This is a genomic window from Yersinia sp. 2545 StPb PI (assembly GCF_052217125.1).
Taxonomy (GTDB): Bacteria; Pseudomonadota; Gammaproteobacteria; order Enterobacterales; family Enterobacteriaceae; genus Yersinia; species Yersinia enterocolitica_E.
Genome location: NZ_JAZGPY010000001.1, coordinates 1,679,604 through 1,693,507, shown reverse-complemented (window position 1 = coordinate 1,693,507; position 13,904 = coordinate 1,679,604). Strand labels below are relative to the sequence as shown.

Genomic DNA, 13,904 nt, shown 5'->3' with positions numbered 1-13,904 from the left:
TGGTCTGATGTTGTAAATTGTTTCAAAAACCGGAGCGTCCGCTCCGGCTTCCTACCACGGCAATGTCATCACTTTAATAATTAGAACCTTTAAGGGGCGATATATGGTCAGCGTTTTTGACATTTTCAAGATTGGTATTGGTCCATCCAGCTCTCATACCGTCGGCCCAATGAAGGCTGGCAAGCTGTTTACCGATGACCTAATCGAACTGGGGCATCTTTCTGCCGTCACCCGAATCACTGTTGATGTTTACGGCTCTTTGTCTCTTACCGGTAAAGGCCATCATACCGATATTGCGATTATTATGGGTTTGGCGGGGAATCTGCCTGATACCGTTGATATTGATGCAATCTCTGGTTTTATCCGCGATGTAGAGTTGCGGGAACGTCTGCTGTTGGCAAACGGCAGCCACGAAGTTGATTTCCCGGCCAATGGCGGGATGAACTTCCACAGCACTAACCTGCCATTGCACGAAAATGGTATGACCATCAGCGCTCATGCGGGTGATGACTGTATTTTCAGTAAAACGTATTACTCTATCGGCGGTGGTTTTATTGTCGATGAAGCACACTTTGGTCAGGAAGATAGCCAAGCGATTACTGTGCCTTATCCGTTCAAGTCTGCCCGTGACTTGCAAAAGCACTGTAAAGATACCGGTTTATCACTGTCCGGTTTAGTGATGCAAAATGAACTGGCATTGCACAGCAAAGCCGAAATAAGTGCTCACTTTGCCGCAATCTGGGCAGTGATGCGTGCCGGTATTGAGCGCGGCATCAATACTGAAGGGTTATTGCCTGGTCCAATGAAAGTACCACGTCGCGCCGCAGCTTTGCGCCGAATGCTGGTTAGTACCGATAAAAATAACTCGGATCCGATGATGGTTGTCGATTGGATTAATATGTATGCATTAGCCGTCAATGAAGAGAACGCTGCTGGCGGGCGGGTCGTGACTGCCCCGACTAACGGCGCGTGTGGCATTATTCCGGCAGTTTTATCTTACTACGACAAATTCATTCGTCAGGTAAATGAGAACTCATACAGTCGCTACTTCCTGGTCTCTGGTGTGATTGGGGCGCTGTATAAAATGAATGCGTCTATTTCCGGCGCTGAAGTGGGTTGTCAGGGCGAAGTGGGTGTGGCCTGTTCCATGGCCGCAGCAGGCTTGGCTGAGTTGATGGGCGGTAGCCCTGCTCAGGTGTGCATTGCAGCAGAAATCGCGATGGAGCATAACCTGGGGCTGACCTGTGACCCAGTGGCAGGGCAAGTTCAAGTGCCGTGTATTGAGCGTAATGCAATTTCTGCGGTGCAAGCCGTTAACTCTGCGCGCATGGCGCTACGTCGTACTAGCGAACCCAGTGTTTGTCTGGATAAAGTCATCGAAACGATGTATGAAACCGGCAAAGATATGAATTCTAAATACCGCGAAACCTCCCGAGGGGGGTTAGCAATCAAGATCGTTGCCTGTAACTGATTTATCTCAGTGATAGGTCACCTAATATGCTAAAAGGGCTACTTTTCAGTAGCCCTTTTTCTTATTAATCAATCATCTTCTTTAAACTAGCCAAATACGCTACCAAACCATTGACTGAGTTTCATCATCACGAAGTCCCAGATGCGACTAAAGAAACCGCCCTCTTTTACTTCGTTTAATACCACCAGCGGGCGTTGGTCAATCGTCTTGCCATTAAGCTGAAAATCGATGGTTCCGACCACTTGATTTTTGGCCAGCGGCGCACGCAGCTCCGTTTGATCCAACTTATAACTGGCTTTAAGATCCTTCATCTGCCCTTTCGGGATAGTGATAGCGGCATCCTCTGCCACCCCAAGCTCGGCCTCGCCGGTATCACCAAACCACACTTTCTGCGTCACAAAAGGTTTGGTGGCTTTAATCGGCACCACGGTTTCATAGAAACGGAAGCCCCAGGTCAACAGTTTTTCACTTTCACTAAAGCGAACCCGATCACTGGGTGCACCTAACACCACAGAGATTAAACGCATTGGCCCTTCGGTTGCAGACGCGACCAGATTATGCCCCGCACCGGAGGTAAAACCGGTTTTCATGCCATCCACATTGAGATTAGTGCTCCATAGCAGACGATTACGGTTAATCTGACGAATCTTATTAAAAGTGAATTCTTTCTCTTTGTGCAGCGCATACTCTTCCGGCACGTCGCGGATCAGTGCCTGACCTAATACCGCCATATCCCGCGCAGTGCTGTACTGCCCTGGCGCATCAAGACCATGGACGGTCATAAAGTGAGTATTCGCCAGACCCAAGGCTTTGGCGTAATTGTTCATCAGGCCAACAAAACTGTCTTGGCTACCAGCCACATAATCGGCCAACGCAATACTGGCATCATTGCCTGACTGAATCACAATACCTTTATTCAAATCGGACAATTTTACCTGATCGCCCGGTTTCAAAAACATCAGTGAGGAACCACGTAATGCCGGATTACCCGTAGCCCAGGCATCTTTCCCCACGGTCACTAAATCATCAGGGTGCACTTTCCCCGCTTTAATGGCCTGTCCAATCACATAACTGGACATAATCTTAGTCAAACTGGCCGGATCGAGGCGCTGGTCACTGTTCCCTTCCACCAACACCTTTCCACTGTTGTAATCCATCAGCACATAGGCTTTGGCATCTACCGGCGGAGCAGCCGGGTCTCCAGCCGCATGCGCGGCGGGCAGCACCAAAAGCAATAAGCCAGCACTGAAGGTTAATTTCTTTATCTTAAAGGGGAGGATAAATTTCATCATGAGGTCGCCAGAGTATCCTTGCTAATAATTGGAAATAAGTGGTATTCCCAGAACCAACCACTGTCCAATTAGCGAAAAAATAACGTCTTTTCACTTAGACTGAAATATTAGCTTAGTCATATTTCAGTCCCTTTTCTAAATTTATCCCATTGCTGGCTCAATTGGGCGTAGTTTTACGTTTTGTTTTGTAAAGAGACTGTTTTTTGTGAATATCGATGGCTATACGGCTAACCATCTTCCTGTCTGAACATCCTTACACCTAAGCACCTAAACGTCTAAAAAAACATAAATATATAACAAAAGGTAATATGGGCAGGTTATTTGTTCTTTTTAATGCTTAAGCCGCTAGCGCTATTATCCAGCCCATCAGTTGTTATCCAAATTCATGCTGTTAAACAATTTATGCTGTTAAACAAATAATGCTGGAGTATGCAATGGCTATCCCACGCTCGGTACTTGATCTTATCGGCCACACCCCGCTACTGGAACTGACCCACTTTGATACCGGCCCATGCCAACTGTTCGTCAAGCTGGAAAATCAGAATCCCGGTGGGTCGATTAAAGACCGTGTCGCGCTCTCGATGATTGAGCAAGCTGAAAAAGAAGGGTTGCTGCAACCTGGCGGAACCATCATTGAAGCCACCGCTGGCAATACCGGCCTTGGGTTGGCATTGGTGGCGGCGCTAAAAGGTTACAAACTGCTATTAGTGGTACCGGATAAAATGAGCCAGGAGAAAATTTTCCACCTGCGGGCATTGGGCGCACAAGTGCTATTGACTCGCTCGGATGTGGGCAAAGGGCATCCGGCTTATTATCAGGACTATGCTCTGCGTCTGGCGCAGGAAACACCGGGGGCTTTCTATATCGATCAATTCAATAACCCGGCAAACCCCGCGGCGCACCGGACATCGACCGGCCCTGAGCTGTGGCAACAGATGGATGGGCAGGTCGATGCCATCGTGGTGGGTGTTGGCTCCAGCGGCACCCTGAGCGGCCTGAGTCAATACTTTGCCGAGGTTTCACCCGCCACCGAGTTCGTACTGGCCGATCCTGCGGGATCTATTTTGGCAGATTACGTCGACAGCTCGCAGATTGGCGATGCGGGTAGCTGGCTGGTCGAAGGAATTGGTGAGGATTTTATCCCGCCACTGAGCAACTTTTCTCAGGTAAAAAAATCTTATCGCATCGATGATGCTGAAGCCTTCAGCACCGCACGCGCGCTATTGCGGGAAGAAGGGGTACTGGCAGGCTCATCTACCGGCACCCTACTGGCCGCAGCATTACGCTATTGCCGCGAGCAAACCACACCAAAGCGAGTGGTCACCTTCGTTTGCGACAGCGGCAACAAGTACCTGTCCAAAATGTTCAACGATTACTGGCTCATGGAACAAGGTTTGCTGAGCAAGCCCCAGTATGGCGATTTGCGTGATTTCATCACTTATCGTCATGAGGACGGCGCAACAATTTCTGTTTCACCGCAGGACACGCTGGCCGTGGCTCACGCCCGAATGCGCCTATATGACATCTCCCAACTACCCGTATTAGACGGCGAAAAAGTGGTCGGGTTAATCGACGAATGGGACTTGCTGAACACCGTACAAGCAGATGCCAGCCATTTCAAATTACCGGCCAGTGCCGCTATGACCCATCAAGTGAACACATTACAAAAAGAGGCCGATTACCGCTCTCTACTGGCAACATTCAATGATGGCCATGTAGCAGTAGTGTTGGATGGAGAGCGTTTCCTTGGCTTGATTACCCGCACTGATGTTTTGAATACCTGGCGTCAAAAGCTGGCTTAATCTTCTCATATTAAGGATTTTTATTATGGCAAAGTTCGATACCTTAACCGTTCATGCCGGTTATACCCCCGATAGCACCGGTGCGGTGATGCCCGCAATTTACGCGACATCCACCTTCGCACAACCCGCTCCCGGCGAGCATACTGGGTATGAATATTCGCGCAGCGGCAACCCAACGCGTGCCGCGCTGGAAAAGGCGATTGCGGAACTGGAAGGGGGCACTCGAGGTTACGCCTTCGCCTCTGGTCTGGCAGCCTGTTCAACTGTGCTTGAACTGCTGGATCAGGGTAGCCATATCATTGCCGTGGATGATTTATATGGTGGAACCTATCGCCTGCTGGAAAAAGTTCGCAGCCGAACGGCCGGTTTGCGAGTGACCTATGTCTCCCCTGCGGATACCGAGGCATTAGAACAAGCAATATTGCCAGAAACCAAAATGATCTGGGTGGAGACACCGACCAATCCATTGCTGAAACTGGCTGACCTGGCGGCCATTGCGGCGATTGCCAAAAAGCATCAACTTATCAGTGTGGCCGATAATACCTTCGCCTCCCCTTACATCCAGCGCCCGCTGGAACTGGGCTTTGATATTGTGGTGCATTCCGCCACCAAATACCTTAATGGCCATTCTGATGTGGTCGCTGGCGTCGCGGCGGTGGGCAATAACCCTGAACTGGCAGAACAGTTAGGCTTTCTGCACAATGCGGTGGGCGGAATTTTAGATCCTTTCAGCAGCTTTCTGACGTTACGCGGACTGCGCACCTTGGCTTTGCGCATGGCGCGACATAATCACAGTGCTCAGCAGATAGCCGAGTGGCTCGAAGGGCAACCACAAGTTGAAAATGTCTATTACCCAGGGCTGAAAAGCCACCCACAACATGAGCTGGCATCACGGCAAATGGCGGGTTTCGGCGGTATGATTTCTGTGCGATTGAAAGGGGATGATGAATACGCTCGCGCGGTAATCAAACGCTCACATCTGTTTACCCTGGCCGAAAGTTTGGGCGGGGTGGAAAGTTTAATCAGCCAGCCATATAGCATGACTCATGCCTCCATCCCCTTAGAAACCCGGCTGAAACACGGTATTACGCCACAATTGCTACGTTTGTCGGTGGGTATTGAGGATACCGAGGATCTGATTGCGGACTTGGCACAAGCACTAAACGGTTAATCTCCTGCTGACAGGACGTTGCCGCGTTGATAGCGGCAACGTCCATTATTACGCAGTGAAACCACAGCAATCAATACCGCGGCTGTTATATCAAATATAGGTGGTGATAAATTTTAGCGCCGGTGAGCCAACGACCTGACCCATCTATCGCCCAGGCTTTGTACGCCCTGAACCAAAATGACCAATATGATTAATGTCGCTACCATCACTTCATTATTAAAACGTTGATAACCATAACGAATAGCCAAATCACCTAATCCACCGCCACCAATAACCCCCGCCATTGATGAGAATCCCACCAGCATCACGACAGTTAAGGTAATACCGGCCAATAAAGCGGGAAGTGCCTCTGGCAACAGAACTTTTTGAATCACATGGCGTGCCGAGCCGCCCATCGATAAAATTGCCTCAATCCGCCCTTTATCCACTTCATCCAAGGCCGCTTCGACCACTCGGGCAAAAAATGGGATGGCCCCCAGAGTAATTGGCACGATGGCCGCGGTACTGCCTAACGTGGTGCCGATAATCCAACGGGTAATCGGAATCAACGCAATCAGTAACACCACAAAGGGCATTGAGCGCCCCAGATTAACAATGGCACCGACCAATGTATTCAAGCGCGGCGCAGGCAAAACCCCATTGGGGCGCGAAATAAATAACAACACCCCCAGTGGTAAGCCAATCAATACAGTGAAAAAGGTGGCAATTACCACCATATAGATGGTTTCGCCGGTGGCATTGGTGACCAGTGCCAGCAGATCTTGCCAACTCATGCCGCTGTTCATATCAGTTCTGCCCTCACGCCACGCTCATTAAGAAATTGTAAGACCTCAGCTAAACTCAACCCGCCGTCTGGGTGGCTGAAATCAACCTGCAAACGCCCAACCCGCTGGCCACCTATCGATTCCACCCCACCGCCAAGTAGGGTTACCCCCACGGCATGTTGCTGCGCCAACTCACTGAGCACGGGGGAAGCCGATAAGGTATCGAAAAAGGTTAGCTCCGCCACTGGCGCACCAGACAACGACGCCGGCCCCCGAGCGGGAAGCAATGAACGCCCTAAACGGGAATGTGTTGATGCCAATAAGTCAGCAATAGCGCCGGTTTCCACCACCCGCCCCCGCTCCAACAGTGCTGCGCTATCACAGATGGATTTCACCACCTCCAATTCGTGAGTGATCAACACGATGGTCAATCCAAGTTGGCGATTGATATCACTGAGCAATGCCAGGATCGATGCGGTGGTTTCAGGGTCCAGCGCGCTAGTCGCTTCATCAGATAACAAATATGACGGTTTGGCGGCCAGCGCTCGGGCAATTCCCACGCGCTGTTTTTGTCCGCCCGATAACTGCGAGGGGAAAGCATAAGCCTTGTCACTCAAGCCAACCAAATCCAATAACTCCGCAACGCGCTGCTGGCGTTGCGCTTTGGGCATCCCAATAATTTCCAAACCAACAGCAATGTTGTCCCATACATTACGTGAATGAAGTAAATGGAAATTCTGAAAAATCATGCCGATATTTTGCCGTTGCAGCCGCAATTCACGGTCTGAAAGTGTAGTTAATTCCCGGCCATCCACTTGAATACGGCCCGAAGTGGGCCGTTCCAATAGGTTTAGACAACGGATTAAGGTACTTTTACCTGCCCCGCTACGGCCAATAATACCGAACACCGAGCCTGTCGGGATCTCAAGCGAGACCTCCTCCAGGGCCACCATTGGCAGCCCTCCTTGTGGATAGGTTTTACTCAGGCGTTCGATGCTAATCATGATTTAAGACCTGCCACAGGGATAACTGAACCGGCATATTTTTCAGTGATAAACTTCGCCACTTCGGGTGACTGCAAATCTTTCGCCAATTGTTTGATTCGTGGATCACTGGCCAGCGCGGGGGTGGTGACCAGAATATTGGCATAAGGGTTACCGGCAGCTTTCTCCAGTCCTAATGCATCTTTCGCCGGATTAAGCCCTGCCTCCAACGCATAATTTCCATTAATCACTGCTAAATCAACATCATCCAATGAACGAGGGATTTGCGGTGATTCAATCTCTAAAATTTTCAGGTGTTTTGGATTGTCCGCGATATCCTTCGGCGTCGCCTGATTTTTAGCCGGATCGGTAAAGCCCGGCTTCAAGGTAATCAGTCCCTGATCTTTCAGTAAATAGAGCGCACGGCTGAGATTAGTCACGTTATTCGGCACCGCTACCGTGCCATTTTGCGGGACATCAGCAAAGGTTTTATGTTTGTGGGAATAGACGCCAAGTGGCTCAATATGCACCGTTGCGGCCACGGCAAATTTTTGCCCCAGCGCCTGCTCCTGGGAGTGCAGATAAGGCACATGCTGGAAGTAGTTGGCATCGACATCACCGTGTGCCAGCAACTCATTCGAGTTCACACCATTGGGGATCTCGATGACCTTCAGGTTCAGAGAGGGATCGAGTTTTTGCACAAATTGCAGAATTTCTGCATGAGGAACCGGATCGGCGGCTACCCGCAGCGCTTCGGCTGCCTGTGCTGACAAACTAAAAGAAGACACCCATGCAGTTAGTAAGGTGGCACTAATCAGGCCGGAAATACGTGTTTTAGTCATTATCATCACCCCAAAAATAAAGTTTTTAATTCAAGCGACCCAAAAATCAGTGCGCCAGGTAGATTGCCAGCAGACGATCCGCGATGAACTTATCCAACCCCTACAGCTTCAATTGCGCAGGGTAGTAACGCTCGGCAACATCGGGGTGAGAGCGCAAACGGCCCTTGAGATAATTAAGCCCAACATCACGAAACAGCGGGTTATGAGGATCACTGGCTGGCCCACGCGCTTGCGCCACCAGCGGCGCTGGCAGTTGATACAGCGGAACCACCGCATCCAGACGCGCCCCCAGGAAGAAGGCGATAGATAACCGGTCTGTACCGGCAGGAGGTGTTTCCACCCGGTGCACCGTGGCGCGCAGATAACCATTACTGGCCAGCTCCAGCAGCTCTCCAATATTGACCACGAAGGTGCCGGGTCGTGGTGCGGCATCAATCCAGCGCCCTTCCTCCACCTCCACCTGCAAGCCGCGTTGCTGGTCTTGCAATAAGAAACTGAGGAAACCGGAGTCTTTATGCGCACCGACCCCCTGACCGCTTTGCGTGGTTTCACGCCCCGGATAGCGAATCAGCTTGATATGTTCATTGGGTTTATCGCCATACAACTCATCAAATGCATGTTCATCCAGTTCCAATGCCAGAGCGAAAGCCCGCAGCAAACGCAGCGCCATGCCGGTCATTTCCCGCTGCCATTGCAGTATTGTTGGTTTTAATTCCGGCAGAGCCTCGGGCCACTGGTTTGGCCCTTGTAGCCGTGCCCAACTTGGCGTATCTGGCGTTTGCGGTAATGGGGCTCTTTCAGCACCAATATCGAACTGTTCACGCCAGTCCGGCTGGCCTCGTGTTAACTCAGAGGCCGCACGGTTATAGCCACGAAAATGTGGCGAGCGCACCATGGCCACCGCCAGTTTGTCCTCATCAGGCAAGGCAAAAAATTCACGGGATAAGGTTTGGATTTGTTGTAATAACGCGGGGTCAATGCCATGTCCGGTGAGATAAAAGAATCCGATATCTCGTGCGGCATGGCGTAAATCGACTAAGAATGCCTGACGTTCAGTTTCACTGCCATTAAGCAGGGAAAGATCCAATAGTGGTAATGTGTTGGCAGATAATGGGTTAACCGCGGTTGGGTTAACAAATAATGGGTTGCTTAGTGTTTGATGACTCATGTTTCACTCCAGGATTTTCAGTCGGTTGCTTTTTTTGCTCAGAACCAATGAAAACTGGACAACCATATAAACGAATAATCAGCATAATCAGCTCCTGGGCTGTGGGGTGAAAGCAGACAGACGACAACACTCTTTCTTTAGCCATCGGGCGTTTAGTGACAAACCGCGTTAATAACCTGTCATTTAAGGATAAAAAGCAGTTTTAAGAGCGTTCTCGACTAGATACTTAACAATCTATATCTAAACGATATAAACAATTAACACCGAAACTGAGTAACTCACCAATATCAATCCGTTCTATGTTATTTCTTTCATTACTGATAACAATGCCGTATCGCCTGCCCGGCAACATCGAAAACCAGAGTCATAACGTTGTCTTAATATTCAGATAATCTGCCATCCATAACTGTATCGGGGTGAGCTAGCAACCCTGCCGTGCTAAGTAAGCTTCCATGTTTTGCTAGAAAGTATTAGCTTAACGGTTGATACCCTTTTTTCCGTCGGGGAATTTCAGATGCCCAGCACATGCACTGTTAAGTTTCACTTCAATCTTTCTGTCAGCCGGGAGGTGACTTAATGGATTTGGCCCTGTTTGATCTCGATGAAACGCTGATCAGTGATGATAGCTCCGGCCTTTGGTTACGCTGGCTGGTTGATAAAGGGCTGGCTCCTAGTGAGCTGGCAGAACAAGAACAGTATTTGATGAAACAGTACTATCAAGGGCAGATGTCGATGTCCTGTTATATGGAATCAACATTGTCGCCCTTAATCGGCAAACATACGGCTGAAGTTGCTGGCTGGGTTGAGCGTTTTATCGAGCGAGATATTCTGCCTCGGATTTATCCGCAAGCCAGGAAGCTACTGGCCTGGCACCGTAATCGCGGTGATTACATCGTGATTATTTCAGCTACCGGCGAACATTTGGTTACCCCTATTGCGCAGCATTTCTCTGCCAATGCAGCATTATCTATCGGTGTTGCGGTGGAGGATAACCGCTACACCGGCAAGACCTATGGCACCCTGACTTACCGTGAAGGCAAAGTCGAACGGTTAAAACAGTGGCTCATGGCGTCGCCTCAGTTAGATTTTCAGCATACCTACGGTTACAGCGACTCGATTAATGACAAGCCGCTACTGGAATATGTTGATCATGCGGCAGTGATTAATCCCGGTAATGAATTAGTGGATTTGGCAATACTGCATGACTGGGATATCCACCATTGGCAACGGCGTTAAATAACGCTGTTTCAGGGGCGTTGGTAGATAAAAATCAAATAAATAGAGAGAATTATATGCTGACTGTTTGGGGTCGGAATAACTCGACCAATGTCAAAAAAGTACTTTGGTGTTTAGAAGGACTGGGTATCAGCTATCAGCGCATTGATGTCGGTGGCCAATATGGCAAGCTCAATGATCCCCTGTATCGCTCAATGAATCCAAATGGCCTGATCCCTTGCCTGCAAGATGGAGACTTCATCCTGTGGGAGTCCAATACGATTGTCCGCTATCTGGCCGCACAATACGGCGATAGTGCACTTTATTTACCTGATGCACAGTTACGCGCAGGGGCAGAAAAGTGGATGGATTGGGCCACTTCCAGCATGGTGGAGCCGTTTAAAGCGGTGTTTATCGGGTTGGTACGCACCCCACCAGAACAGCAGGATAAAGTGAAAATTGCTCAGGGTATGACACAACTCAATACCCTGATGGCAATTGCCGATCACGCACTTGAGAAACAAGCGTATCTGTCTGGCGATAAATTCGGTATTGGGGATATCCCGTTAGGGTGCCTGGCCTATGCCTGGTTTAACCTGTCGATCGAACGTCCATCACTGCCAAGTTTACAGCGGTGGTATCACAGCGTGTCACAACGTGCTGCATTCAAAAAAGTGATTGATATTGGCCTGAGTTGATTAAACAGGGGTGAGCTAACGCCGCTAACACCCCTGTGGCTTCAAGGACAAAGGGAGTACCCAAAGTCATTGGAGTCACAGGTAGGCAGCAAGCGAACAAATCCCGATGAGCTTACTCAAGTAAGTGATTCGGGTGAGTGAACGCCGCTAACCCCCCAGTGACTTCAAGGACAAAGGGAGTACCCAAAGTCATTGGAGTCACAGGTAGGCAGCAAGCGAACAAATCCCGATGAGCTTACTCAAGTAAGTGATTCGGGTGAGTGAACGCCGCTAACCCCCCTGTGGCTTCAAGGACAAAGGGAGATTAGAAATCGTAGCTGGCACCAACCATATAACGGCGCCCATCCAGCACTTTATCGTTAACTTCGATATCTACACGTTTATCCAGTACGTTATACACGCCTCCCATCAAACGGAACTCTTTGGTCAGTTGATAGTTAGCCCCTAAATCGACAAAAGTGTAAGACGGCGTTTTATTGCCCATACTGGTACGATCAAGATACTCTGATGTTCTACCCCGGTAGTTAGCCCGAACCCAGGTGGCTAATTCTTCATTTGCCTGCCAGTTCAGCGTACCGTTCAACATGTGCTTAGGCATCTGGTTCAACGGTTGACCCGAGAATTGCCCACTTTTCTGCTCAGATTGAGTAAAGGTGTAGTTCGATGTCAGTGACCAGGCTTTATTGATTTCCCAACCGAAAGTCGCTTCCACACCACGGGTCATGGCTTTATCCACGTTGGTGCGATCACTAATAAATTTATAGCTGGTACCATTGATCATACATTGGCCGGACGCATTGCCCGTGGTATCAGTACAACGGCGTACCTCGGTGATTTTATCTTTAAAATCAGTATTAAACAGTGTCACACCGGCATTCATACCTTCCTGATCATCCCACAGCACACCAATTTCCTGGCTGAGGCTTCTTTCTGGTTTCAGGTTGGCATTACCGACAATGATAGCAGGATCACCCCGACCACCGCCGGTGATTTGTCCCCAGTTTTCCGTGGCCTGACGTAAATCAGGTGAACGATAGCCACCAGATACCCCGCCCTTTAATGTCCATTGTTCAGCCAGATGCCAGACACCGTACAGACGTGGTGTCCAGTGAGTACCGTAGTTTTCGTCCTGATCCATACGGACACCACCGGTCAGCGCGAAATCATTGGTCATCTGCCATTCATCTTCTGCAAATAACGCCCAACTCCAACGGGTCAATTTAGTCAAATCTTTGGCGGAGGCTAGTTGATTACCCTTGTCATTCAGCTCTTCATAACGATATTGACCGCCAAGAATTAAAGTATGGCTATCGAACAGGAATGAGGTTTGGCTATTAAAGATATTATCAACACTCTTCATGTCACGTGATGGATTACGGGTTTCATCTCGTTGAACATAGCTGGTTGAATTACCGAAATCATAATAACCGTGGTGGGTAATCGCATAATTATTACGGTCATATTGCACGTCACTGCTTTTACCGGTTAATGCCACTGAACGCCCGGCGGTTGAGTTTCGGTCCTGCACATAATGGCCGATATCAAAATCAAATTCGTTTTTATCATCGGGAGTCAGGGTAAATGTTGCCGCACCGTTTCTCATGCGCTGTTCATTGTAGCCATCGATTATCTTATCTTCGCTACGATGCGAGAGAAGCCCGCTAACTTTCAATCCCAGCAAGCCATCAATTAATGGACCAGAAGCGTAAGCATTGGTCTGATATATATCGCCGGAGTCTGAATCCTCCTGCAAGGTGGCATCTGCGCGCACCGTGCCTTGCCACTCTTTACCCACCTTCCGGGTAATAACGTTGATTACCCCTCCCATGGCATCCGAACCATATAAAGAGGACATCGGGCCACGTACAACTTCAATACGCTCAATGGCGGCAAGTGGTGGCAGCCAGCCTTGCTCAATCCCTGAACCGTCGCTGTTAGGGCGGGTGCTACGGGTATCAACACGTTTACCATCCACCAGAATCAGGGTGTATTTAGCGGACATGCCACGAATACTGATATCACTGTGGCTACCACCACCGGTGACAACAACGCCGGGAACATCTTTCAGCGCATCGGTAATATCACGATAGGCTTTATTTTCAATCTGCTCGCGGGTAACCACAGAAATAGATGCCGCAGAATCTTGAATGCGTTGTTGGAAACCGGATGCCGTGACAACCATGGTGTCAGTTGCCGTGGTATTTTTTGTTTCAGCGGCGGATGCCTGAGATGAGATAATTGCAGCTATCACTAATGCCGCACTGTGAGATTTTCTAAAACCCTTGTTAACCTTAACCATTACACGATCTCCATGAGGTGTAAATTTATCAACAACCTTTTCAGCAGGCGTTTTTTACTTGCAGCAATGCCGCCTGGCGGACAGGTGAAAATTTATTTTTTATTAATGTCGGCAATAGCTCACCACAGCAGAAATATCGCTTCCGGCCCTTTCTGCCTAATTATTATTTTATGAAATCTGTTACTGCCAAAATATACCC

At 49.3% G+C, this 13,904-nt stretch carries 11 protein-coding genes; 5 read left to right on the top strand and 6 right to left on the bottom strand.

Annotation, left to right across the window (positions count from 1 at the left end):
* Window positions 1-103 precede the first annotated feature (103 nt).
* Window positions 104-1,471, top strand: a complete 1,368-nt coding sequence (locus V1955_RS07735) for an L-serine ammonia-lyase (RefSeq protein ID WP_083158392.1) — start codon at window positions 104-106, stop codon at window positions 1,469-1,471.
* An 86-nt stretch (window positions 1,472-1,557) separates the two neighbouring features.
* Here V1955_RS07735 and V1955_RS07730 read toward each other — a convergent pair whose 3' ends face one another.
* Entirely contained in the window at window positions 1,558-2,763 is a 1,206-nt protein-coding gene (locus tag V1955_RS07730; RefSeq protein ID WP_083158391.1) for a serine hydrolase, read from the bottom strand.
* Window positions 2,764-3,197: 434 nt separating this feature from the next.
* Between V1955_RS07730 and V1955_RS07725 the strand changes: the two genes are divergently transcribed.
* Both V1955_RS07725 and V1955_RS07720 read left to right on the top strand, forming a co-directional pair.
* Window positions 3,198-4,565 carry a pyridoxal-phosphate dependent enzyme gene (locus tag V1955_RS07725; protein ID WP_083158390.1) on the top strand — a complete coding sequence of 456 codons (1,368 nt, stop codon included), beginning with the start codon at window positions 3,198-3,200 and terminating at the stop codon, window positions 4,563-4,565.
* A 25-nt stretch (window positions 4,566-4,590) separates the two neighbouring features.
* Window positions 4,591-5,736, top strand: a complete 1,146-nt coding sequence (locus tag V1955_RS07720; protein ID WP_083158389.1) for a trans-sulfuration enzyme family protein — start codon at window positions 4,591-4,593, stop codon at window positions 5,734-5,736.
* 113 nt (window positions 5,737-5,849) lie between these two features.
* Here the strand turns inward: V1955_RS07720 and V1955_RS07715 are convergent, their stop codons facing one another.
* The 4 genes from V1955_RS07715 to V1955_RS07700 all read right to left on the bottom strand — a co-directional run bounded on the left by V1955_RS07715 (window position 5,850) and on the right by V1955_RS07700 (window position 9,493).
* The gene (locus V1955_RS07715; protein WP_083158388.1) at window positions 5,850-6,521 is read right to left on the bottom strand and encodes a methionine ABC transporter permease; all 672 of its coding nucleotides are present in this window, start codon (window positions 6,519-6,521) and stop codon (window positions 5,850-5,852) included.
* Complete coding sequence (locus V1955_RS07710; RefSeq protein ID WP_372569337.1) at window positions 6,518-7,504, bottom strand: methionine ABC transporter ATP-binding protein; 987 nt, start codon at window positions 7,502-7,504, stop codon at window positions 6,518-6,520. Before V1955_RS07710 ends, V1955_RS07715 begins: the two co-directional genes overlap by 4 nt.
* The gene (locus V1955_RS07705) at window positions 7,501-8,325 is read right to left on the bottom strand and encodes a MetQ/NlpA family ABC transporter substrate-binding protein (protein ID WP_083158386.1); all 825 of its coding nucleotides are present in this window, start codon (window positions 8,323-8,325) and stop codon (window positions 7,501-7,503) included. Before V1955_RS07705 ends, V1955_RS07710 begins: the two co-directional genes overlap by 4 nt.
* 100 nt (window positions 8,326-8,425) lie before the next feature.
* Complete coding sequence (locus V1955_RS07700) at window positions 8,426-9,493, bottom strand: isopenicillin N synthase family dioxygenase (protein WP_442820740.1); 1,068 nt, start codon at window positions 9,491-9,493, stop codon at window positions 8,426-8,428.
* Between the two features lie 576 nt (window positions 9,494-10,069).
* Between V1955_RS07700 and V1955_RS07695 the strand changes: the two genes are divergently transcribed.
* Together V1955_RS07695 and V1955_RS07690 are read left to right on the top strand one after the other, a co-directional pair.
* Window positions 10,070-10,729: an HAD family hydrolase gene (locus V1955_RS07695; protein ID WP_083158385.1), complete on the top strand. Its 660-nt coding sequence runs from the start codon at window positions 10,070-10,072 to the stop codon at window positions 10,727-10,729.
* Window positions 10,730-10,785: 56 nt separating this feature from the next.
* Window positions 10,786-11,406, top strand: coding sequence for a glutathione S-transferase (locus V1955_RS07690; protein ID WP_442820739.1), 621 nt, complete (start codon window positions 10,786-10,788; stop codon window positions 11,404-11,406).
* 304 nt (window positions 11,407-11,710) lie between these two features.
* On the opposite strand, the gene V1955_RS07685 is transcribed toward V1955_RS07690, so the two are convergent.
* Window positions 11,711-13,705, bottom strand: coding sequence for a ligand-gated channel protein (locus V1955_RS07685; protein WP_083158383.1), 1,995 nt, complete (start codon window positions 13,703-13,705; stop codon window positions 11,711-11,713).
* Between the last annotated feature and the right edge of the window lie 199 nt (window positions 13,706-13,904).

Coding starts and splice junctions, on each gene's coding strand:
- V1955_RS07735 (WP_083158392.1), top strand. CDS start 104: ATGGTCAGCGTTTTTGACATTTTCAAGATTGGTATTGGTCCATCCAGC.
- V1955_RS07730 (WP_083158391.1), bottom strand. CDS start 2,763: ATGATGAAATTTATCCTCCCCTTTAAGATAAAGAAATTAACCTTCAGT.
- V1955_RS07685 (WP_083158383.1), bottom strand. CDS start 13,705: ATGGTTAAGGTTAACAAGGGTTTTAGAAAATCTCACAGTGCGGCATTA.
- V1955_RS07695 (WP_083158385.1), top strand. CDS start 10,070: ATGGATTTGGCCCTGTTTGATCTCGATGAAACGCTGATCAGTGATGAT.
- V1955_RS07725 (WP_083158390.1), top strand. CDS start 3,198: ATGGCTATCCCACGCTCGGTACTTGATCTTATCGGCCACACCCCGCTA.
- V1955_RS07710 (WP_372569337.1), bottom strand. CDS start 7,504: ATGATTAGCATCGAACGCCTGAGTAAAACCTATCCACAAGGAGGGCTG.
- V1955_RS07700 (WP_442820740.1), bottom strand. CDS start 9,493: ATGAGTCATCAAACACTAAGCAACCCATTATTTGTTAACCCAACCGCG.
- V1955_RS07720 (WP_083158389.1), top strand. CDS start 4,591: ATGGCAAAGTTCGATACCTTAACCGTTCATGCCGGTTATACCCCCGAT.
- V1955_RS07715 (WP_083158388.1), bottom strand. CDS start 6,521: ATGAACAGCGGCATGAGTTGGCAAGATCTGCTGGCACTGGTCACCAAT.
- V1955_RS07705 (WP_083158386.1), bottom strand. CDS start 8,325: ATGACTAAAACACGTATTTCCGGCCTGATTAGTGCCACCTTACTAACT.
- V1955_RS07690 (WP_442820739.1), top strand. CDS start 10,786: ATGCTGACTGTTTGGGGTCGGAATAACTCGACCAATGTCAAAAAAGTA.